Origin of the sequence: Hymenobacter sp. (genome assembly GCF_035709525.1) — a bacterium.
In the GTDB taxonomy this organism is placed as follows: domain Bacteria; phylum Bacteroidota; class Bacteroidia; order Cytophagales; family Hymenobacteraceae; genus Hymenobacter.
Genome location: NZ_DASTEP010000156.1, coordinates 19,789 through 41,860 on the forward strand (window position 1 = coordinate 19,789; position 22,072 = coordinate 41,860).

Below are 22,072 nucleotides of genomic sequence, written 5' to 3' on the forward strand. Positions count from 1 at the left end.
GGAGCCAGCTCACCCTACGGTATGAAACGAATTTTCTCTGCAATCGCGTTGCTCGGGCTGCTGGCGGCCGCACCCACGGCCCAGGCCCAGCGGCTGGGGTACATCGACACCGAGTTTATCATGGGCAAGATGCCCGAGTACGCGCAGGCGCAGGTCGAGCTCAACAAGCTGTCCGACACCTGGCAGAAGGAAATCGAAGCCCTCAAAAAGGACTTGGATAAGATGTACCGCAACTACCAGAATGAGGAAGTGGTACTGACCGAGCCGATGAAGAAAAAGCGTCAGGACGAAATTCTCAAGAAAGAGCAGGAAATCAAGGCGTACCAGACCAAGCAGTTCGGCTACGAAGGCCAGCTTTTCAAGAAGCGGGCCGAGCTCAACAAGCCGGTGCAGGACAAGATATTTGAGGCGGTGGAGAAGATGGTGAAGGCCAAAAAGCTGGACATCGTGCTCGACAAGGCCAGTGACCTCACCATGATTTACACCAACCCTACCTTCGATTACACCGAGTACGTGCTCGAAGAACTGGGCTTGGCCTCGCCCGACCGCAACCAGCCCGGCCCCAAGGGCTCGGTGAAAACCGTGGCCCCGCCCAAAACCCCGGCCGCCAGCGCCGACCCCCGCTTCCCCACCGACTCGGGCACGCCGACCCAACAGCTTAGTCAGCCCATGCGGGCCAACGGAGCCAGCGAGAAGCGGCCCGTCGATGCAATCCAAAAGAAGGATTAAAATTCTTACCTTTGCCTTTAACTTTTTTAGAACCTTGAATTTCCGCATTCTCCAAGTGAAAACTCTTCACCTGACCTTCGCCGCCGCGCTGCTCGTTGTCGGCTCATTTTTTGCCCCCGCCGCGCACGCCCAGGCTCCGCTCAAAATCGGCTACACCAGCGTAGAGTACGTGCTGAGCCAGATGCCCGAGCGCAAGCAGATTGAGTCGGACCTGAAGACTTACAGCGCCCAGCTCGAAGCTCAGCTGAAGAGCAAGCAAACTGAATTTGATACCAAGCTGAAAGCTTACCAGGCTGCCGCTGCTACCATGACCGACGTGGTGAAGCGTGATAAAGAGAAAGAGCTGCAAACCCTGCAACAGGGCCTGCAAGAGTTCTCGCAAACCGCCCAACAGTCGCTCCAGCAGAAGCAGCAGCAGCTGCTGAGCCCGGTGCTCGACAAGATTCAGAAAAACATCGACCTCGTGGCCAACGAGAGCGGCTACAGCTACGTGCTGAACTCGGATGCTGGCTCGAGCCCCATCCTGCTGCACGGCCCCAAGGAAGGCGATATTTCGGATTTGATTCTGAAGAAGATGGGCATTACGCCCACCGCCCCGGCCCCCACGCCCGATGCCAAGCCCGCTACGCCGGCCATTCCGGCTACGTCGCCGGCGAAAGCTGCGCCCAAGAAGAAATAATTGGCCTACCCCGCCATCCGAAAAGCCGAGGCTCGCCGCCTCGGCTTTTTTGGCATATATAGAAATGAATAATTACCTGCTGTGTACGATAGATAGCGAAGTGATAAGCAGAAGCTTGTAATTTTGAGAAAGCTTTTTTTAGAAAATATTACGTAGGGGAGCCGGTAACGCTCTATTGATGGGGTTTTTAGCAACAATGACGCACGAACAACGACGCCTGGCTGAGAGCGACTCGCTGGCGGTACACTGGAAGAAATTTGGGCCCTACCTCACCGAGCGGCAGTGGGGCACGGTACGCGAAGACTATAGCCACCACGGCAACGCCTGGGACCACGTGTTTCACGACATTGCGCGCTCCTATGCCTACCGCTGGGGCGAAGAGGGCCTGGGTGGCTTTAGCGACGACCAGCAGCTGCTGTGTATGAACGTGGGCCTCTGGAACGGCAAGGACAACCAGCTGAAAGAGCGCCTCTTTGGCCTGACCAACGGCCAGGGCAACCACGGCGAAGACGTGAAGGAGCTGTACTACTACCTCGACAGCACGCCCACGCACTCGTACCAGAAAATGCTGTACAAGTACCCGCAACGCAAGTTTCCTTACGGCAAGCTGGTGAAGCAGAACGCCAAGCGCAGCCGCCTGGAGCCGGAGTACGAGCTGCTGGACACGGGTATTTTTGACGACAATCGCTACTTCGACGTCTTCATCGAATACGCCAAAACCGGCCCCGAAGACCTGCTGCTGCAAATAACCGTGCACAACCGCAGCGGCCGCAAGGCCGACGTGCAGGTGCTGCCGCAGCTGTGGTTTAGGAACACTTGGGGCTGGGGCTACGACGACTACCGCCCTTCGCTGACGCGGGTGGCTCCTGGCAAGGTCGAGGTCGAGCACCGCGACATGGGCCGCTATTACTTCTACTCGGAGGTAAATGCGCCGCTGCTGTTCTGCGAAAACGACAGCAACGGCCCGCGCCTCTACGGCCTGCCGGGCGAGGGGCTGTACTTCAAAGACGGTATTAACGACTACGTGGTGGAAGGCCGCACCCACGCCATCAACCCGAAGCAGCGCGGTACCAAAATGGCCGCCCAGTACGACCTGAGCGTGCCGGGCGGGCAGTCGCGCACCGTGCGCGTGCGCCTGGGCCGGGCCGAGCTGGCCGAGCCCTTCGCCGAATTTGACCAGCAGATGGCTGACCGCCAGCGCGAGGCCGACGAGTTTTACGCCTGCGTGCAGGCCCCGCTCACCAACGACGACGCCCGCAACGTGCAGCGCCAGGCCTTCGCCGGCATGCTATGGAGCAAGCAGTACTACTACTACGACGTGACGCAGTGGCTCGACGGCGACCCCGCCATGCCGCCGCCCTCGGCCCAGCGCCGCCAAAGCCGCAACGCCAACTGGCGGCACCTGCACAACGCCGACCTCATCTCGATGCCCGACAAGTGGGAGTACCCCTGGTACGCGGCCTGGGATTTGGCCTTCCATTGCATTCCGCTGGCGATGGTGGACTCAGAATTCGCCAAAAACCAGCTGCGCCTGCTCACCAAGGACCGCTACCTTCACCCCAACGGCCAACTCCCGGCCTACGAGTGGAATTTCTCGGACGTGAACCCGCCGGTGCACGCCTGGGCCACCTGGCGCGTGTACCAGATGGACAAAAAGCGCCGCGACGGCAAGGGCGACCTCGACTTTCTGGAGCGGGTGTTCCACAAGCTGGTGCTCAACTTTACGTGGTGGGTAAACCGCAAAGACAAAAGCGAGCGCAACATCTTCGAGGGCGGCTTTTTGGGCTTGGATAACATCGGGGTGTTCGACCGCTCGGCCCCGCTGCCCACGGGCGGCCACATCGAGCAGAGCGATGGCACCAGCTGGATGGCCATGTACGCCCTCAACCTCATGCGGATGGCGCTGGAGCTGGCCAAGCAAAACCCGGTGTACCAGGAAATGGCGGGCAAGTTCTTCGAGCACTTCCTCTACATCGCGGAGGCCATGACGCGCGGCGGCGACGGCAAATTCAACCTCTGGGACGACGAGGACCAGTTTTACTACGACGTGCTGCACACGCCTGATAATGTGCGCACCAAGCTCAAGGTGCGCTCCATTGTGGGGCTGATTCCGCTGTTCGCGGTCGAGATTATTGACGACGAATTGCTGGACGCCATGCCGCTGTTTGCCCGCCGGGCGTGGTGGCTGGTCACCAATCGGCCGCACCTCGCGCCGCTGGTGTCGCGCTGGCAGGAGCCCGGCAAGGGTGCCCGCCACCTGCTGAGCCTCTTGCGCCGCAGCCGCCTCAAGGCGCTGCTGCGCCGGATGCTGGACGAGAGCGAGTTTCTATCGGAATATGGCATTCGCGCCCTATCGCGCTACCATGACGAGCACCCTTACGTGTACCGCGCCGGCAAAACTGACTTCGTGGTGCAGTACATCCCCGGCGAGTCCGACTCCTCAATGTTCGGGGGCAATAGCAACTGGCGCGGCCCGGTGTGGTTCCCGATTAACTTCTTGATTGTGGAGTCGTTGCAGCGCTTCTACGCCTACTACGGCGATTCCTTCAAGGTAGAATACCCGACTGGCTCGGGCAAGCTGATGACGCTGAACGAGATAGCCGACGCGCTGGCCGGCCGCCTTAATAAGCTGCTGCTCAAGGACGAAAACGGTCACCGCCCGGCCTTCGGCGATAGCAAGCTGCTGCAAACCGACCCGCATTTCCGCGACAACATCCTCTTCCACGAGTACTTCCACGGCGACGATGGCCACGGCCTCGGTGCCAGCCACCAGACGGGTTGGACGGGCTTGATTGCGAAGCTGTTGCAGCAGAAAGGATAAAGTATAATAAATTTCGCGCAGTGTTGCGCAGGGTTAAAGCGCAGGGTTCCGCAGTGTCAGTTAGAAAAACACTGCGAGACACTGCGCTTTAACCCTGCGCAACACTGCGCGAAATTTTAATCCAATATGAATATGCTTCCCAACACCGCCCCAGACCCCGACGACGACGAAACCGGCGAAGGCGATGAACTCTACGAGCACCACCGCATCGTGGTCGATAGGGGCCAGGAACTGCTGCGTATCGACAAGTTTCTGCTGAACCGGCTGGCCAATGCCTCGCGCACCAAAATTCAGGCCGCCATCGAGGCCGAAACGGTGCAGGTGAACGGCCGGCCCACCAAGGCCAGCTACCGCATCCGGCCCGCCGACACCATCACCATCACGCTGCCCGAGCCGCCGCGCACCGGCAAGGTTGAGCCCGAGCAGATGGACCTCGACATTCGCTACGAGGATGCCGAACTGCTCATCGTGAACAAGCCCGCCGGCATGGTCGTGCACCCCGCCTTCGGCAACTGGGAGGGCACGCTCGTCAACGGCCTGGCCTATCACCTCGCCAACCTGCCCACCGGCCGCAACGGCGAAATCCGCCCCGGCCTGGTGCACCGCATCGACAAGGACACGTCGGGCCTGCTCGTCATCGGCAAAACAGAGGCGGCCATGACGCACCTCTCGCAGCAGTTTTTTTACCATACCATCGAGCGCAGCTACCTGGCCCTGGCCTGGGGCAAGTTCGACGACGACCAGGGCACCGTGCGCGGCCACATCGGCCGCAGCCTGCGCGACCGCAAGGTGCAGGCCGTGTACCCCGATGGCGACCAAGGCAAGCACGCCGTGACGCACTACCGCGTGCTGGAGCGCTACGGCCCCGTGACGCTACTCGAATGCCGCCTCGAAACCGGCCGCACCCACCAGATTCGGGCGCACATGCAGTACATCGGCCATCCGCTCTTCTCGGATGCCACCTACGGCGGTGACCGCATCCGCTCGGGACAGAATACGGGCGCGTACAAGTCGTTTGTGGAAGGCGTATTTGCCACGCTGCCCCGGCAGGCGCTGCACGCCCGCTCGCTGGGCTTTGTGCATCCGCGCACCGGCGAGAAAATGTTTTTTGAAGCCGAGCTACCCGAAGATTTCAGCGCCGCGCTGGCCAAGTGGCAGGCATGGCGCGACAGCCAGTAGAAAGCATAAAACTCAAAAAGCCCCGCTACGCACTGCGTAGCGGGGCTTTTTGAGTTAAAAGGAAGGCTTACTTCTTCTTGGGAGCCGGCTTGGCGGCTGGCTTTTTGGCTGGGGTCGAAGCGCCGTTAATGATTTTCAGCGACTTTGTAGCGAAGTCATCAGTGGGGTCGATGGCCAGCGCTTTCTCGAAGTTCGTCTTGGCCGAAGCCTTGTCGTTTTTCTGCGCGTAGTAAGCGCCCAAGTAGTCATACGACTCTACAAGCCCTGCCTTATACTTGGCCGGGTCGGCGCTACCTAGTTCGATGTACTTCTCGTAGTAGGGCTTGGCCAAGCCTTTGCTGCCATCAGCATCGATAGAGGTGTTGACCTTGGCGCGGGCAATGTATGCCGGCACGTAATCGGGCTTAGCCGTATTGATGATATTGAACACGCTATCGGCCCGCGTGTATTGCTTGGCCGAGCCATAAGCAGCGGCTAGACGGTATTGGTCGGCAAGGTCGCCGGTGCGGGCTTTATCCTCAAGGGCTTTCAGCGCACCCGAATAGTCCTTATTCATCAGCTGAATTTTGGTTTTCTCAGCTTCAAAATCAGCCTTTTTGCTGGCCGGGGCCAACTCGATAGCCTTGTTGATGGCTACCAGCGACTCCTGGGGCTTGTTGATTTTGCCCAGAATGCGGCTCTGGTACGCGTAGTCGTCGGCGATGATTTTATCGGCCGGGGCCATGCGCATGTAGTTTTCCATCGCGGTGGCGGCACCGGCGTAGTCGCTGGTTTCGTACAGCGTGTAAGCCTTCAGGCGGTTCATCGTCACGTTGTTAGGCTCTTTGGCCAGCACCGCGTTTATTTCCGTCAGGGCTTCGGGAAACTTCTTGGTCAGGTACAGAAACGAGGCGTACTCAATCTGCGTGTTGGTCGAGGGCTCGGCTACCTGGCGAAATTTCTCAAAAGTGCTGAGAGCCTTATCGTACTGCTGGGCGTAGAAGTACATCTCGGCCAGCTCTTTGTAGGCCGGCGCGTAGTTAGGCTCCAGCTGAATAGCTTTCTCCAAGTTCGTGATGGCCTCCTTGGCGTTGCGGCTGCGCACGTTCAACTCACCTCTTTTGTAGTAAGCCTGGGTGTAATTGGGGTTGGCCATGGTAGCGCGTTCGAAGCTGGTCATGGCCTCGCCGCCGCCGTTATCATTGTTCAGGTAGATTTCGCCGCGCGCCACCATCAGGGCGGGCTCGTCCTTGCCTTTATTCGCTGTTTGAGCGGCGTTCACGTAGGTGAGCGCTTTTTCGGTGTTCTTTACCTTGTCAGCTTCGCCGTATGCCTGCGCAATCAGCGTCAGGATTTTAGCGTCCTTGTTTTTGGTGGCTTTAGCAGCCGCGTCAAACGAGGTAGCGGCGGCATCTTCCTGGCCTTTTACCAGGGCGGCGCGGCCGGCGGCTACCTGCCCGAAGGGCGTGGGGCCGGCTGCTTTGTTAAAGTAGATAGCGGCCGAATCATCGAGGTCGCGCATCTGGTAGAGGCGACCCATTTCGTAGCTGGCTTCCGGCGTGCTGGCGTTGCGCAGCATACCTTTCGCCTCGTTGTAGCGCTCCAGTTCGATGGCTTTTTGGGCGGCGGCAATGTCTTGGGCAGAGGCAGCCGTAGCAGCGGCCCCCAGCGTAATGGCGGTCAGCAACAGCGGTTTCCAGGGCTTGAAAGTCATAAGCGAAAGAAAAAAAGAAGGGTCAGGGTGAGAAATAAACAACAGGTGAACTACGCGAATGCCAGCTTAGTAGTTCAATCGTTTTTTTGAGTGGTGATGATGCGAGCCTGCATTTTGGCGGGTAGGAGGCCTGATTTATAGAAAATAAGCTGACCTTTCTGTCCGGCCACAAAAGATGCAAAACCCGAGCCAAGTCCGGTGCGCGCCTCGCGGTTGATGAGGTAGATATTGCGTTGCAACGGGTAGCGCTGCAAATCGCTGTTGGCTTTCAGCTGCTCGGGCGTGTAGGGGGCCAGGTAGCGCGGCAGCGGCGGAATAAAATCATCCTTGGTAGGGTTGGGCCGCGCCGTGATGGAGGCTACCCGCACCGTTTTCAGAAAGCTCGTCACGGTGGGGTCGTCGTGGTCCGATACCCAGTTGACGCCCACCACGCCCACGGCCGCCGGGTGGGCCGCCACGTAGGCCAGCGCCTCGGGGTTGGACTTGGCCGCGAACACGCGCTTGGTAAGTTCCTGCCCGCGCAGCAGCGAGTCGCGCACGAAGCGCAGCGTGCTGCTGCGGTTGGCGTCGAACACCACGTTGATGTCGCCCAGCTTCGACTTGCCGCCCAGCTGCTTCCAACTAGTAGTCTGGCCGCTGAAGATGCTGCGCAGTTGCGCCACGGTTAGCAGCGAGTCGGGGTTAGAAGGGTGCAGGATGATGGCCAAGCCATCGATGCCGACGTGCGTTACAACCGGCGTCATGGTTTGCTTGGTCAGTTCGGCTTTTTCGGCCTCGTTGAGTTCACGCGTCACCACAGCTAGCTTCACCTTGTCGTTAAGCAAGGCCAGCATCACGCTGTCTTCGGGCTGGTAGAAAGCCTTGACATGCGCATCAGTATAAAGCTTTTGAAACGTATCGACCTGCGACTCCAGAATGGGCGCAAACGTTTCATCAACGCTGATGGCGACGTGGCCGCTGGTGGCGGTGTCGGTGGGCTCGCCCTGGCCGCCAGCGCCGCCGCAGCCAGGCAGCAAGCCAGCCGCTAGTAGCAGCCCACCCAGCAAAAGGCGGCTGCCAGGGGCCGAAAAATTAGCTAAGGTCATCGGGCCGGGATTTACGAGAGTTAGAGGGAAAGGCACGCACTAGGCGCACAATGCCATACAGTACCAGAATGCCGCCCAAAATAAGGCGCGCTTTGGTGCTTAGGTGCAGCATGGCATTGGCCGCCATGGGGCGGTCGGCGGTGTACAGCAGCCAGCCCCCGAGGGCCAGGTAGCCGAGCGCGCGCAGCAGATTAAACAGCCGCACGGGTTGCTGCGGGGGGCCGAGCCGCTCTTCGGTGAAGCTATCGCGCATGGGTAGTGAAAAAGAAAGTTGCCCTTGGTAACAGAGGCCGGGGGGCAAAATGTTCGGGCGGTTTGGCCGGGAAGCTTGACACTAGACTGCAAAAAAGGGCAAAAAAGCCGGCTTCTCCTAATGAGCCGGCTTTTAATCCTATTCGCCCCGCGCCTAAGCTACTGTATCTTAAAGGTAATGGGCAGGGTAAAGCGCACCGGCACCGCGTGGTTGCTCTGGCGGCCAGGCGTCCAGGCGGGCATTTGGCGCACCACGCGCTGGGCCTCCTCATCGAGCCCAAAACCCAAGCCTTTGGGTACGGTGATGTCGGCAATGGTGCCATCGGCCTGCACCACGAAGCTCACGAACACGCGGCCCTCGGCCTGCTCGCGCAAGGCCGCGCTTGGGTAGCGCAAGTGGCTGCGCAGGTAGCGCATCAGGGCATCCATGCCGCCCACAAACTCGGGCATCTTCTCCACTACCACGTAGGTGCCGGCCACGGCTGCGCCCTCGCCGGTGCCACCTTCGCTACCCGCCTCGGTCGTGCCAGTGCCGCCGACAACTCCGGTAGCCGAGCCGCCGACCTCGCCGGCCGTAGCCGGGCCGGTAGTGGCCACCAGCCCAGGTGGCACTTCCGTTATTTCGGCGGGCGTTTCGGGCTTCGCCACTACCTGCTCGTCCTTAGCTATTTGGGTAGGCTGGGTGGCCGTGACATGCACAGTGGCCGCCGCTGGGCGGGCGGCGGGCGGCGCGGCCGGTTTGGGTGCTTCCGCTACGTAAGTGGGCGGGGCTATTGGCTGGGCCAACACTGGCTTAGATACCGTGGGGTACGAAATAGCATCTTGGTGCTGCTGCCAGGCAATGCTGCCGAAGGCCAGCAAGGCGCACAGCCCCAGCATGGCACCCAGCCCTTTGCGCATGTGGCTGTTATAAGCTTGGCGCAGCTGGTAAGCGCCGTAGGCCCGGTTGCGGCCTTCAAAAACCAGGTCGTCGAGCGAGGCTGGGAAAACAGTCGGGAGCAAAGACATAAGAAGAAGGGAGAAGAAGTGAAGGAAAAGCCGGTGGCCACCAGTCATTTCTTTGATGCTACTATCCTCTTTTTTCCACAAGCCCCAACTGTAATTCCCGTAATTATTTAGGGAATATTTACTTACTAAAACAAAAAGCCCCGAATGCAGCGCACTCAGGGCTTTTAAGGCTAGTAGCCAGGCTACCTTATTGAATCTTCAGCGAAATCGGCACGGTGAACGATACTTTCACTGCCCGGCCGTTCTGCTTACCCGGGATAAACTTGGGCAGCGTCTTAATGGCGCGGATGGTTTCGGCATCAATCGTACCGCTGAGGCCTTTCACTACTTCTACGTCGGTGAGGCCACCGTTTTCGTCTACGGTAAACTTGGCGAATACGCGACCTTCAATCTGGTTGCGCAAGTCGGCCGCCGGGTAGCGGAAGGCTTTCTGAATGGCGTTTACGATAGCTTGCTGGCCACCACCACCGGGCAGTGAAGGCATTTGCTCTACGTAGGTGTAGACTTTGTCTTCTACTACTTCGGCTACCGGGGCAGCGGCTTTGCCTTCGCCGCTCAGGCCGCTCAGGTCGGGGGCCTCGTCCAGGCCACCTTTTACGGTTTTCACGCCGATGTTCTGGTCTTTAATCTCCTTCACATCCGGCACGTCCTCTTCCTGGCGCACTTCCTTGTCCTTGGCTACCTCAGGCGGGGTGAACTTGATAGCGTTCACCTTGGGCGGCTCGGGCGGCGGGGGGGGCGGAGGGGTGCTGGCGGGCGGCGGCGGCGGGGGCGGCGGCTGGGTGTTGTCCAGCGGCGGCGCGTCGATGAGCTTGTTCTCTTTAAGGTTCAGCTCTTCTTTCGGCTTGCGCTCTTCCAGATACTTGGCTACTGCCGGGATGATTACCAGCAAGCCCAGGAAGAAGGCCCCAATAATGAGGGCCCGCGTAACGTGCCGCCCGTAGATGCGCCGCAGGTGGTAAGCTCCGTAGGCCTTGTTACGCCCCTCAAATACGATGTCATTTAAGCTAGCCTTGGCTAGCTGCGCGTTGTCCATCATAACAGGTTCTGCTTTTTAATGAGGTCTACGTCGTCCTTGCTGATGTCGACCAGCGCGTAGCGCGACTGGTCGGTGATATTCATCTCGTCCAGGATGTCCACCATGTCCTTATACTTGGCATGCTTGTCGCCGTCGGCGTAGGCCTTGATGAGGATGGTGAGCTTGGGCACCTGCTGCTTGCGGGTCAGCAATACTTTGCGGATGCCGTTGGCCGAGAAGTCGGTTACCTCAACCTTAGGTACTGCCACTGTGGGGTCCTTAGGCGAGTTGAGGCCGAAGTAGTAGAACACCTTGTCGTCGGGGGCCAGGATAACCGTCATAGCTTCCGACTCTTTAATTTTCGTGTTCAGCTCCTTGTCTTTCACCTTAGCCGGCATCTGCAATTGCAGCACGTTGGGCTTGGCGAAGGTGGTGGTGAGCATGAAGAAGGTCAACAATAGGAAGGCAAGGTCCACCATGGGCGTCATGTCGATTTTGGTCGACATTTTCTTTGCCCGTTTCTTGCCTCCCTTACCGGAGTCGCCCTTTTGTTGGATTTCTGCCATTGGTTGAGCGGGTTATTCAGCAGCCGCGGTGGGTTTGCCCTCCAGGCTGGTGACGAGGTTAAAGCGGTTGATGTTCGCCTTTTGCAACTCGCTGATTACTTTCTGCACCGTTTGCACGTCGGCCGCGCCGTCGCCTTTGATGGAGATAAAGCTCTGCTTGCTGAAAAGGTTGAGGTTGGCCTGACGGGCACCTTGTACCCAGTCAATCATCTGGTTGTTGAGCGAGTCGTAAGGAATACCAGCCAGCGTCGGGTTGATTTCCTTGCGTTCTTCGCCGCTCAGGTTCAGGTACGAGCCCAGTTGCTTAATCGGCACCCCAATGCTATTGATGTTGCGGAATTGCGCTATCTGCTGCTTGGTGAAGCTCACGTTGTACTTGAGGCCCATCGACTTCAGGGCTTCTTCTTTTACGGCTGCTTTATCGAAGCCAAAGAACACGCGCTTTTTGTCGTCGATGGTCAGCGTCAGCACGTCGCTGTCGGGGTTGCGGAGGTCGGAGGTCGAAGACGGGGGGTCAACGACTACGGCATCCTCGGGGCGAAACTGCGTGGTCAACATAAAGAATGTAACCAGCAGGAAGGCCAGGTCTACCATCGGCGTCATGTCGAGCGATGGCGAGGTACGGTGCGGTTTTACTTTAGGCATTGCCAGAAGATGTTAAAGGTGGCGGGCCAAGGCATGGAAGCTAGGGGGCTGCGAAGTGGTACCATCAGCGGGCTGCCCCCACGCGAGGGGGACGGGAGCCGCTCAGTAGTACTGATGCCGCTGCTTGCGTTATTCCACACACTTGGCTTAAAAAAAGTTTGGGGTAGCGGCAGCCGAACGCCGCTACCCCGCTTTTTGTGCCAATAGCCTACGACTCCTGACCTTTCGAGCCGTGCTGAGCGGCGAAGGTTTGGATGATGCTGAAGCCAGCCTCATCGATGCTGTACGTCAGCTCGTCAATCTTGCTGGTGAAGTAGTTATACCCCACGATGGCCAGAGCCGACGTACCGATACCGAGTGCCGTGTTGATAAGTGCTTCCGAGATACCCGAAGCCAGGGCGGTAGCGTCGGGGTTACCAGCCTGGGCCAGTGCCGCGAACGCCTTAATCATGCCGAATACCGTGCCGAGCAGACCCGTCAGGGTAGCTACCGAAGCGATGGTCGAGATGATAACCAGGTTTTTCTCCAGCATCGGCAGCTCCAGGGCGGTGCTTTCTTCGATTTCTTTCTGGATGGCCAGCACGCGCTGGTCGGTGTTCATCGTGTGCTCAGCACCCATTTCCTGGTATTTTTTCAGGCCGGCGCGTACTACGTTGGCTACCGAGCCTTTCTGCTGGTCGCAGAGGGCAATGGCACCGCTGATGTCGTTGGCGTTCAGGCGCTGACGTACCGAGCGTACAAACGACTCGATGCTCTTGCTGCCTTTGGCCTTCGAGATGGTGAGCGCACGCTCTACGGCGAAGATGATAACGCACAGGAACATGGTTATCAGGAACGGTACGATAACGCCACCTTTGTACATAGTAGCCAGGTAGTCGCCGGGCAGGGGGTCGTTGGTGTTCACGCCACCTTTAAAGCGGCTACCAGCGCCCATTACGAAGTGGAAAATCAGTTCGGCAAGAACGAAGGCCACGATAATAGCGATAACCGAGAACAGCGACGCACCACCGCTGCTCTGAGCGGGGGCGGCAGCCTTGGGAGCAGCCGGGGTGTTGGGCCGAGCGCTCGGGTTTACAGCATTTTTCTGTTCCATGTGTCCGGGAAGTGTAGGAGGTGGGGGTTGGTTTGAGGGTAAAAAAGTAAGACGGAAAGAGGGTTGGCTACCGGTGCGAAATAAATGCAGCCAGCAAGCCTAATTAGCTTCCGGGGCCGAATCTACGTCCAAGCCAGGAAAATCGCTGCCAACTTACATTTTTTTTGAGCAGCTTTCCACACAAAGTAAAAGCAAAATAGCTGAGCCTAAGCTCGCTTTTGCGGTCGCGCCGCCCAGATGTAAAGTTTATGTGAAGTTGCCAACGGGTAGCCTGCTCAGAAGGTTTAGGCCGCAGGCGCAATAGGGGCCTGGCGTTTGGCTTCTTCCCAATACACATCCATCTGGGCCAGCGTGAGCGAAGCCAGCGGCTGGCCGGCGCGGGCAGCGGCGCTTTCTAAATACTGAAAGCGATTGATAAACTTGCGGTTAGTGCGCTCCAGCGCTTCCTCAGGGTTGATGCCGGCGAAGCGGGCAAAATTGACCAGCGAAAATAATAAATCGCCAAACTCCTGGGCGGCGCGCTCGGCCTGGGCGGCATCGGTAGCGGGCTGGCCGTGGCCGTACTCGGCCCCAAATTCGGCCAGCTCTTCCTGCACTTTTTGCCACACCTGGGCAGGGTCTTCCCAGTCGAAGCCCGCGCCGCGCGCTTTTTCCTGAATCCGCATGGCCTTTACCAGCGCGGGCAGCGAGGTAGGCACGCCGCCGAGCACGCCGCCGGTGTTGCCTTTTTCCTTGAGCTTGAGCTGCTCCCAGTTGCGCTTTACGGCGTCTTCGTCGTCGGCCTGCGCATCGCCGTAAATGTGCGGGTGGCGGTAAATAAGCTTGTCGCACTGCGCGTTGAGCACGTCGGCGATGTCGAAGGCACCTTGTTCGGCCGCAATGCGAGCGTAGAACACGAGGTGCAGCATCACGTCGCCGAGCTCTTTGCGGAGGTCGGGCAAATCCTGGCGCAGAATGGCGTCGCTGATTTCGTAGGTTTCCTCGATAGTGAGGTGGCGCAGGCTTTCGAGGGTCTGCTTTTTGTCCCAGGGGCACTCCTGGCGCAGGCGGTTGAGCACGTCGAGCAGGCGGCCGAAGGCTTCGAGCTGGGCCGGGCGACGGGCGGCGGCGAGCAGTAAGTTTTCCATATTCTGATTAATAACGAAAGGCTAACCGGCGCATTGCCAGCGTAGCCCGCAAAAAGTAAGCTCGCCCAAGCCCGACGCTAGCCCGGGGCGGCGCACAGAAAAAGGAGGGGTAGGCTACTTTTGCACCCTAAAGAAACGAACTGTGACGCTCATAAAATCGATTTCCGGCATTCGCGGCACCATCGGCGGCCCCGCCGGGCAGGGCCTGACGCCGCTCGACGTAGTAAAGTACGCCGCCGCCTACGGTACCTGGATAGTTAATCAACATGCTGATAGCAAACTAATTGTTATCGGCCGCGATGCTCGCCTTTCGGGCGACATGGTGAGTCGCCTCGTGGCCGCCACGCTCCAAGGCCTGGGCCTCGACGTGCTCGACCTGGGCCTCTCGACCACGCCCACCGTGGAGATGGTGGTGCCCGCCCGCAAGGCGGCCGGCGGCATCATCCTCACTGCCTCGCACAACCCCAAGCAGTGGAACGCGCTGAAGCTGCTGAACGCGGCCGGCGAATTTATTTCCGACAAAGACGGGCAGCAGGTGCTGGCGCTGGCCGATAGCGAGGCGTTTGATTTCGCGCCCGTGACCAAGCTCGGCAGCTACCGTACCGACGACACGACCATTGCCGAGCACATAGAGGCCATTCTGGCGTTGCCGTTGGTGGACGTGGCTGCTATTCGGGCGCAGAATTTCCGGGTGGTAGTCGACGCTGTGAACTCGACGGGCGGCATCGCGGTGCCGCAACTGCTGACGGCGCTGGGCGTTGAGACCATCGAAAAGCTGCACTGCGAGCCCACCGGCGACTTTGCCCACAACCCCGAGCCGCTGCCCGAAAACCTGCGCGACATCGCCAAGGTGCTCGAAAAAGGTGGCTTTGACCTTGGCATCGTGGTAGACCCCGACGTGGACCGCCTGGCCCTGGTGAGCGAAAACGGCGAAATGTTCGGCGAAGAGTACACGCTGGTGGCCGTGGCCGACTACGTGCTGAAGGAGAATGGCGGCGGCAACACCGTGAGCAACCTCAGCAGCACCCGCGCCCTGCGCGATGTGACCGAAAAGCAAGGTGGCACCTACACCGCCGCCGCCGTGGGCGAGGTGAACGTAGTGACCAAAATGAAGGAAACCAACGCCATCATCGGCGGCGAGGGCAACGGCGGCATTATCTACCCGGCGCTGCACTACGGCCGTGACTCGTTGGTAGGTATCGCGTTGTTTTTGAGCCATCTGGCCAAGTCGGGCCTGCCCATGAGCCGCCTGCGCAACTCGTACCCGAACTACTTCATTTCGAAAAATAAGATTGAATTGACACCCGACATCGACACCGACCAAGTGCTGGTGCAGATGCAGCAGCGCTATGCCAAGCAGCCGATAAATACGATTGACGGCGTCAAAATCGAGTTCGGCAAGGAGTGGGTGCATTTGCGCAAGTCCAACACCGAGCCCATCATTCGCATCTACGCCGAGTCGGACTCCAACGCCACGGCCGACCACCTGGCCCAGAAGATTATCGCGGATATCAAGGAAATTATTTCTAAGTAGTGCTTAGTGCTTGGTGCCTAGTGCTTAGTATCATCAGAGTACGAGCACTGAGTGCCAAGCACTAGGCACCAAGTACTAAGCACTAAAACCATGCACGCCTACTTCGACAACGCCGCCACTACTCCCCTCGACCCCGAAGTGCTGGATGCCATGCTGCCCTACCTGAGCCAGCACTACGGCAACCCCAGCTCGCTACACGGGCCGGGGCGGCAGGTGCGCTCGGCCATCGAAGTAGCGCGCAAGACCGTGGCGCAGCTTATCAATGCCGCGCCGAGTGAAATTACCTTCACCTCGGGCGGCACCGAAGCCGACAACTACGCCATTTTTGGCAGCGTGCGCTCGCTGGGCTTGCGCCACGCCATCACCTCGCCCCTGGAGCACCACGCCGTGTTGCACCCCTTGCAGGCGCTGGCCAAAAGTGGCGAAACCGAGCTGACCTACCTGCGCCACGACGCGCAGGGTCGCCTCGACCTCGGCCACCTCGAAGAATTGCTGGCCACCAAGTCGCGCACCTTCGTGAGCCTCATGCACGGCAATAATGAGCTGGGCAACCTCAATGATATTGAGGCGATTGGTGAGCTTTGCGCGAAGTACGACGCCGTATTCCACACCGATACGGTGCAGACCATGGGCCACTACCGCCACGACGTGCAGCACCTCAAAAACCACTTTCTGGTAGGCTCGGCGCACAAGTTTCACGGCCCGAAAGGCGTGGGTTTCCTGTACCGGCGCGGTGGGGTAGAAGTGGACCCGCTCATTCACGGCGGCTCGCAGGAGCGCAACGTGCGTTCGGGGACGGAAAACGTGTACGGCATCGTGGGTTTGGCCAAGGCGCTGGAAATTGCCTGCCGCGACATGGCCGCGCACCAGCAGCACGTGCAGGGGCTGAAAAGTCGCTTCATCGAGCGGTTGCGGGCGGGCATCGACGACGTGCAGTTTAACGGCCTCTCGGCCGAGGCCGACCAAAGCCTCTATACGGTATTGAGCGTGAGCTTGCCGCCGTCGCCGGTGAGCGAAATGCTACTCTTTAGCTTGGACATCAGTAAGGTAGCCGCTTCGGGTGGCTCGGCGTGTACCAGCGGCGCGCAGGTAGGCTCGCACGTGCTGGAGGCCCTCGGGGCCGACGTCGCCCGGCCTACGGTGCGCCTCTCGATGAGCAAGATGAACACCGAGGCCGAAGTAGACTACGCCGCCGAGCAGTTGGTAAAGCTCTACCAGCCGGTGTTGAAATAAGGCGCGCGGCGCGCTACTTTTAGGCGGCCATGGGGAGTAGGGGAGAAGATGCGCGGGCCGGTTTGCTTTCCATCTTTCTCCGCGCCGGGTGCTGTGCCGGCGCTTGCTACTCGCCATGCCCGCCACCCCACCGCCACCCACTCCACGCCAGCCCTGGGGGCTGGCCGTAGCCTGGCGCTGGCTACGGCGCTACGTCAACTTCTCGCGTACCGAGGCGCGCGGCCTGGTGCTGCTCCTGCTGCTGATGCTGGGCGCCGTCTTGCTGCCGCCGCTGCTGCGCCCGGCCGACCCTACGTACCTGCCAGCCGCCGACCAGCAGCAACTCAACGGCTGGGCCGATGACCTGTCGGCCCGGCTGGCCATCAGCGACTCGGTAGAGCGGCAGCGCTACGCGGGCCGCCGCTACGGCGGTGAGCGCGCCAGCCGCTACCCTACGGTGCCGCAGGTGGCGCTCGCGCCCTTCGACCCCAACGCGCTGAGCGCCACCGACTGGGAGGCGCGCGGCGTGCCGCACTTCGTGGCCGGCCGCATCGTAAACTATGGGCAGAAAGCTGGCGGCTTCAAGGCCAAGGCGCAGGTGCAGCGCATCTATGGCCTGCCCGATTCGGTGTACCAGCGGCTCGCGCCCTTCATGCAACTGCCCGATGCGCTGCCCGGCCGCCCCGACTACGCCGCTCGCGGCGGCGCGGGCACGCCCTTCGCGGCCAGTGCCAGCCGCCCGGCGCGCAAGCCAGCACGCTTGCAGCCCTTCGACCTCAATAAGGCCGATACCACGCAGCTGCAACAGATAAAAGGCATCGGCCGAGGCCGGGCCAAGTGGATAGTCATTCGGCGCAACGAGCTGGGCGGCTACGTGGACGAGGCGCAGCTGGCCGATGTATTCGTATTGCGCGACGCGCCCGACCTCGTGGACAGCCTGCGCAAATACACGTTCGTGACGCCCGGGTTCGTGCCGCAAACGGTGAATGTCAACTCCGCTACCTTCGATGAGCTGTGGCCGCACCCCTACGTGGGCAAGCCGCTGGCCCGCCTCATCGTGGCCTTCCGCAAGCAGCACGGGCCGTACAAAACGCCCGAGGACTTACGCCAGATTAAGATTTTGAAGGAGGAAAGCTTTGTGAAATTGCGGCCGTATGTGCGCTGCGAATAGTGTGCTAAAAAGCCATTTTGCGGCGTAGATGATAGGTGAAATGAGCTGAGTTCTTAGCCCTCTTGCTGGCTGGTAAATGGCGCAACCGACTGCTGTGCCATCGCTACTACCCGCTGCAACCAGTTGTACCCGTCAACGCGCCGGAGCTTGCTAGGTAACTCGTCAGGAATAGCTTGCTGCCCCAATAATGCGCCCGCTACCTGCCCGGCCAGGGAAGCATTGGTATCCGTGTCGCCGCCGGCGGCGATGGTAGCGGCCAGCATAGCCCGCAGCCCCAGGCGCGGTACCTGCGACGCGCAAAACAAGGCGAAGGGTACCGAGTCGACCACATAGCCGCTCGTGCCCAGGCGCGCCACGTCGGCGATGGTGGGCTGACCAGGCAGCGCCTGAATCTCCAGCAGCCGGTCGCGCACGCGGGTATCGGGCATCTGGGGTAGCAGCAGCGCCAGCAATGGCTCGGTGCCCGTCCAGTGCCCCGCCATGCTAGCCCTGATGGCGAGTACCACGGCCAAGGCTCCCGCATAGGCATCGGGGTGGTGGTGGGTGATGCGACAAAAATCGGATAGCTCGGCCGGGGAATACCGCCCCCAGAAGGCAAAGGGGGCTATTCGCATGGCCGCCCCATTGCCGGCCCCGTATTCCCCGGCTCGCCCTGCCTGGCTCCAATCGCCGCCCGCCCGTAGCTCGCGCAGCGCTTTTAAGGTGCTTGCTCCAAGCCCGGTGAGTAAGCCACGGCTGTAAGCGTTTGCCAGAGCTGCCGCAAGCTGCGCGGGCGTGAGATGCGGCCCTTGGCACAAGGCTTCCAACGTTACTAGGGTCAGCTGGGTGTCGTCCGTTAGTTGCCAGGCAGGCCGGCTGACAGATGGCGGCTGAAGGTAAAACGTGTTGCTCTCGCGGGGCTTAGGTAGGTTTTCGTAGCCGCTGCCCCAGGCATCGCCAATGGCTCCGGCTAGTATGCAGCCCGCTAATCGCTCGTGCTTGTACATAGGTAAATGATATAGCTTGCGACTAGTCGGCCACTAGAAGAAAAGTCTATTATTTAATAAATTACATACTGCCATTTCCGCATCAGCGTTGTAGTATTGCCCGGCCTTTTTGCCTTATCAGCTACTGTGGCACCTCCCCAATTCGGCGGCCGGCTACCATCCCATTACTATGAACCTACTTCACTACCCCAAAAAGCTGGCCCTGTTACTACTGCTGCTGAGTAGCCTCGGCGGGCCGCGCGCCCGGGCGCAGGCCCCGGCCTTGCCCATTCAGTGCCTGCCCGCCGGGCCGCAGACCAGCTACGCCCCGCTGCGGCAGGCGCTACGCGGGGTGCGGGTGGTGATGCTAGGCGAGCAAACGCACGCCGACGGCACCACGTTTGAAGCCAAGGTAGACCTGATTCGCTACCTGCACGACTCGCTGGGCTACAATACCCTGGCCTTCGAGGGCGACATGTACGCGCTCGACAAGGGCCGGCGCGAGCTGGCCGCCGGCAAGCCCGCGCTGGCGGTGCTCCAGAACTGCGTGTACCAGCGCATCTGGTCGGGCACGGCCGAGTTTGCGGGCCTGGCCGACTACCTGCACACGCACCCCCGGTTGCGGCTGGCCGGCTTCGACTGCCAGCAAAGCGGCGAGTACACTGAGGAAATGCTGCTGCCCGAGCTGCGCGCTTTTCTGGCCCAGGACCCGCGCACGCGCTGGGCCGAAACCGATTTTTATCCGGCCAAGGAACTGCTGGCCGAGCTTTCGCAGGGCGATTTTGGCCAGCAGGCCCGGCACGCGGCCGACACCGTGCGGCTGACCCGCTGGCTGACCCGCGCCCGGGGCTCGCTGAATTACCTGGCCACCCACGCGCCCCGGCAGGCCGAGCGCGTGGCTTTCTGGCGGCAGTGGCTGCGCTCGGCCGAAGGCACGATGCGCAATGCCCTGGCGGCGCACCACGGCCAAGTTCGCCCGGTGCAAAACGGGCGCGACGCCCTCATGGCCGACAACCTGCTGTACCTAGCCCGGCAGCCCGAGCACCCCAAGATTATCGTGTGGGCGGCCTCCTTCCACCTGGCCAACCGCCTGCTGACCGCTGACCTCAACGACCCTACTACGGACCGCTACGTGCGGCACATGGCGAAGGCCCAGCGCCAAGACTCGACCTCGGCTCGTGAAATGCTGACCGGGGCCGTGCCCATGGGCCAGCTCGTGAAGGCGCAGCTTGGCGCGGCCGTCTACGCGCTGGGTTTTGTGGCCTACACGGGCACCTACGGCCAGGTGGGCAACGCGGCCTCGCTACACGAGGTGCTGCCCCCGCCGCCCGCCAGCGCCGAAGCAGCCTTCAGCCAGCGAGGCTGCGAGTGGGGCTTTGCCAACCTGCGGGGCACGGCCGGCCGCTACTACGCCGCGCCCATGGGCTACTTGCCGCTGCGCGCGCCGTGGGCCGACATATTTGACGGCCTGTTTTTTACCCGCACCATGCACCCCACCACGCCTTTGAAGGGCGTGGGCGTGGCGCCTGCGCCCGTGGGCGGCCGGCAGTTGCGGGGCGAGGTGCGCGATGCTAAAACCGACCAGCCCCTTGCCTTTGCCAGCGTGGGGCTGCGGGGCACGCCGGGCGGCACCGTCACCAACGAGCGGGGCGCGTTTGTGCTGTTTGTGCCCGCCGACCGCGCCCGCGATACGGTGCAAATTACCAGCCTCGGCTACGGCGCGGCGCGGCTGCCGGTGGCCCGGGTAGGGGCCAGCGAGCTGCTGCGCGTGCGCCTAGCCCCGCAGGCCCACTTGCTGGGTACGGTGGAGGTGCGCGCGCCCATCAGCGTCGAAACCATCGTGCGGCGCGTGGGCGAGCGCCTGGCTGCCAACTACCCGCAGCAGGCCCACAGCATGCAGCTCTACACGCGCAGCCAGTACCTACGCGACAGCGTGCTGCAAGTGCAGCAGGAGGCGGCCCTCGATTTTTACGACCAGGAGGGCTACCGGCGCGGCAGCTGGGAGCACGCCAGCAAAAACCGCTTCTTGCAACTGCGCCAGCAGCGCCGGGCCGGCGACTCTACCAGCGTCGACTTCAAAAATCCGCCCCTCTACTGGCTGCTGTGGAGCGATGACCCCGTGCTGACTACCCGCAATCCCTTAGAAAGCAGTGTTTTTAAAAAATATCAGTATACCCTCAAAGGCCAGGCGCAGCTCGGCGACCGCACCGTGTACGAAGTCGGCTTTGTGTGCCTGAGCCCCAGCGCCTTCACCACGCCCTACGCCTACCCCGCCCCCGATGCCTTTGAGGGCACGCTGTACGTCGATACCGACAACTTTGCCCTGGTCAAGTACGAGGCATTTACCACGCGCCGCCCCCACGAGTACGACAAGCCGAAGGACTTTCGCCGGCTGGGCTTCGCAGAGCCCGTGACCATGTACCGCCGCCACCACGACACCTACCAGTACGAGGCCAGCAAGGGCATTTACTTCCTCAAGTACGCCCGCCGCGAGAACAGTGCTACCTACCTGGGCGCGACCACCCACGAAAAGCACCGCACCCGGGAAATAAACGAACTGCTAACCACCAGCGTAAGCCTGACGCAGCCGCAGGTGCTGCAAACCTCCATCTACGAAGTAGATGCTCACGCGCCCTACCGGCCTGAGTTTTGGGATACCTACCAGGTAGTGCTGCCTACGGCCGCGCCGTAGAGCCGCACTACCGCTTACTTGCGGCGCAGGGCCTCGGCTACGGCCTTGAGTAGCAGCGACTCCATCACGCGGTAGCCGGCCAGGCTGGGGTGCACGCCATCGGGGGCGAGGGCGGCGGGCAGGCCCTGGCGCTCGTCGGCCAGGGCGGCGTGGTAGTCGAGGTACACCAAGCGGTGGGCGGCTGCATAGGCCTTGATTTCTTTGTTGAGAGCCACGATTTTAGGGGCCGGCTGCAAGCCCTTGCGCCACCAGAAGTCGTAGGCCGGCAGCACCGAGCACAGCACTACCCGCAGGCCGTGCGCCTGCGCCAGCTCGGCCATCGCCATGATGTTGCGCAGCGTAGCCGTTTGGTCGTAGGGCCCGCCGTTTTCGGCAATGTCGTTGGCCCCGCTTAGGATGACGACTGCCTTGGGTTGCAGCGCGATAACGTCGGGCCACAGGCGCAGCAGCATCTGCCCCGATACCTGCCCGCTGATGCCCCGGCCGATAAGCTCGTAAGGGCCGCTGGCAAAAAATGCGGAGTCGTTTTTAGGCCAGAAATCGGTGATGGAATTGCCCATGAGCACCACCCGCGGCCGGGCGGCCGTGGGGGCGGGCAGGCGC

Annotated in this window: 19 protein-coding genes; 8 read left to right on the top strand and 11 right to left on the bottom strand. The window is 60.9% G+C overall.

Going from position 1 to position 22,072, the window contains the following annotated elements:
• Nucleotides 1-21: 21 nt before the first annotated feature.
• From VFO93_RS13280 to VFO93_RS13295, 4 genes are all read left to right on the top strand, one after another.
• The gene (locus VFO93_RS13280) at nt 22-729 is read left to right on the top strand and encodes an OmpH family outer membrane protein (RefSeq protein ID WP_325134862.1); all 708 of its coding nucleotides are present in this window, start codon (nt 22-24) and stop codon (nt 727-729) included.
• A gap of 55 nt (nt 730-784) precedes the next feature.
• Nucleotides 785-1,408, top strand: coding sequence for an OmpH family outer membrane protein (locus VFO93_RS13285; RefSeq protein WP_325134863.1), 624 nt, complete (start codon nt 785-787; stop codon nt 1,406-1,408).
• Between the two features lie 196 nt (nt 1,409-1,604).
• On the top strand, nt 1,605-4,229 hold the full coding sequence (locus tag VFO93_RS13290) for an MGH1-like glycoside hydrolase domain-containing protein (RefSeq protein WP_325134864.1): 2,625 nt from the start codon (nt 1,605-1,607) through the stop codon (nt 4,227-4,229).
• 132 nt (nt 4,230-4,361) lie between these two features.
• Nucleotides 4,362-5,408 (top strand): RluA family pseudouridine synthase, encoded by a 1,047-nt coding sequence (locus tag VFO93_RS13295; RefSeq protein ID WP_325134865.1) that lies wholly within the window; start codon nt 4,362-4,364, stop codon nt 5,406-5,408.
• A gap of 67 nt (nt 5,409-5,475) precedes the next feature.
• On the opposite strand, the gene VFO93_RS13300 is transcribed toward VFO93_RS13295, so the two are convergent.
• From VFO93_RS13300 to mazG, 9 genes are all read right to left on the bottom strand, one after another.
• Nucleotides 5,476-7,101 carry a tetratricopeptide repeat protein gene (locus VFO93_RS13300; protein ID WP_325134866.1) on the bottom strand — a complete coding sequence of 542 codons (1,626 nt, stop codon included), beginning with the start codon at nt 7,099-7,101 and terminating at the stop codon, nt 5,476-5,478.
• A gap of 74 nt (nt 7,102-7,175) precedes the next feature.
• Nucleotides 7,176-8,186 (bottom strand): PstS family phosphate ABC transporter substrate-binding protein, encoded by a 1,011-nt coding sequence (locus VFO93_RS13305; protein ID WP_325134867.1) that lies wholly within the window; start codon nt 8,184-8,186, stop codon nt 7,176-7,178.
• The gene (locus VFO93_RS13310; RefSeq protein ID WP_325134868.1) at nt 8,173-8,439 is read right to left on the bottom strand and encodes a hypothetical protein; all 267 of its coding nucleotides are present in this window, start codon (nt 8,437-8,439) and stop codon (nt 8,173-8,175) included. Before VFO93_RS13310 ends, VFO93_RS13305 begins: the two co-directional genes overlap by 14 nt.
• A gap of 158 nt (nt 8,440-8,597) precedes the next feature.
• The gene (locus VFO93_RS13315) at nt 8,598-9,446 is read right to left on the bottom strand and encodes an energy transducer TonB (protein WP_325134869.1); all 849 of its coding nucleotides are present in this window, start codon (nt 9,444-9,446) and stop codon (nt 8,598-8,600) included.
• Between the two features lie 187 nt (nt 9,447-9,633).
• Nucleotides 9,634-10,485: a TonB family protein gene (locus VFO93_RS13320; RefSeq protein WP_325134870.1), complete on the bottom strand. Its 852-nt coding sequence runs from the start codon at nt 10,483-10,485 to the stop codon at nt 9,634-9,636.
• Entirely contained in the window at nt 10,482-10,970 is a 489-nt protein-coding gene (locus VFO93_RS13325) for a biopolymer transporter ExbD (protein ID WP_325134871.1), read from the bottom strand. The genes VFO93_RS13320 and VFO93_RS13325 overlap by 4 nt, the downstream gene beginning before the upstream one ends.
• A 72-nt stretch (nt 10,971-11,042) precedes the next feature.
• Entirely contained in the window at nt 11,043-11,675 is a 633-nt protein-coding gene (locus tag VFO93_RS13330; protein WP_325134872.1) for a biopolymer transporter ExbD, read from the bottom strand.
• Nucleotides 11,676-11,883: 208 nt separating this feature from the next.
• Nucleotides 11,884-12,768, bottom strand: coding sequence for a MotA/TolQ/ExbB proton channel family protein (locus VFO93_RS13335; protein ID WP_325134873.1), 885 nt, complete (start codon nt 12,766-12,768; stop codon nt 11,884-11,886).
• Between the two features lie 284 nt (nt 12,769-13,052).
• Nucleotides 13,053-13,895 (bottom strand): nucleoside triphosphate pyrophosphohydrolase, encoded by an 843-nt coding sequence (gene mazG, locus VFO93_RS13340; RefSeq protein WP_325134874.1) that lies wholly within the window; start codon nt 13,893-13,895, stop codon nt 13,053-13,055.
• 142 nt (nt 13,896-14,037) lie between these two features.
• Between mazG and glmM the strand changes: the two genes are divergently transcribed.
• The 3 genes from glmM (at nt 14,038) to VFO93_RS13355 (ending at nt 17,812) form a co-directional block, all read left to right on the top strand.
• Entirely contained in the window at nt 14,038-15,429 is a 1,392-nt protein-coding gene (gene glmM / locus VFO93_RS13345; RefSeq protein ID WP_325134875.1) for a phosphoglucosamine mutase, read from the top strand.
• A gap of 90 nt (nt 15,430-15,519) precedes the next feature.
• Nucleotides 15,520-16,662: a cysteine desulfurase family protein gene (locus VFO93_RS13350; protein WP_325134876.1), complete on the top strand. Its 1,143-nt coding sequence runs from the start codon at nt 15,520-15,522 to the stop codon at nt 16,660-16,662.
• A gap of 115 nt (nt 16,663-16,777) precedes the next feature.
• Nucleotides 16,778-17,812 carry a ComEA family DNA-binding protein gene (locus tag VFO93_RS13355; RefSeq protein WP_325134877.1) on the top strand — a complete coding sequence of 345 codons (1,035 nt, stop codon included), beginning with the start codon at nt 16,778-16,780 and terminating at the stop codon, nt 17,810-17,812.
• Nucleotides 17,813-17,865: 53 nt separating this feature from the next.
• Here VFO93_RS13355 and VFO93_RS13360 read toward each other — a convergent pair whose 3' ends face one another.
• The gene (locus VFO93_RS13360) at nt 17,866-18,798 is read right to left on the bottom strand and encodes an ADP-ribosylglycohydrolase family protein (protein ID WP_325134878.1); all 933 of its coding nucleotides are present in this window, start codon (nt 18,796-18,798) and stop codon (nt 17,866-17,868) included.
• Between the two features lie 169 nt (nt 18,799-18,967).
• Here VFO93_RS13360 and VFO93_RS13365 point away from each other — a divergent pair, with 169 nt between their 5' ends.
• A complete protein-coding gene (locus tag VFO93_RS13365; protein WP_325134879.1) occupies nt 18,968-21,469 on the top strand; it encodes an erythromycin esterase family protein in 2,502 nt (833 codons plus the stop codon).
• 14 nt (nt 21,470-21,483) lie between these two features.
• On the opposite strand, the gene VFO93_RS13370 is transcribed toward VFO93_RS13365, so the two are convergent.
• Nucleotides 21,484-22,072, bottom strand: a 589-nt coding sequence (locus VFO93_RS13370) for a GDSL-type esterase/lipase family protein (protein ID WP_325134880.1), incomplete at its 5' end; no start/stop codon positions are given.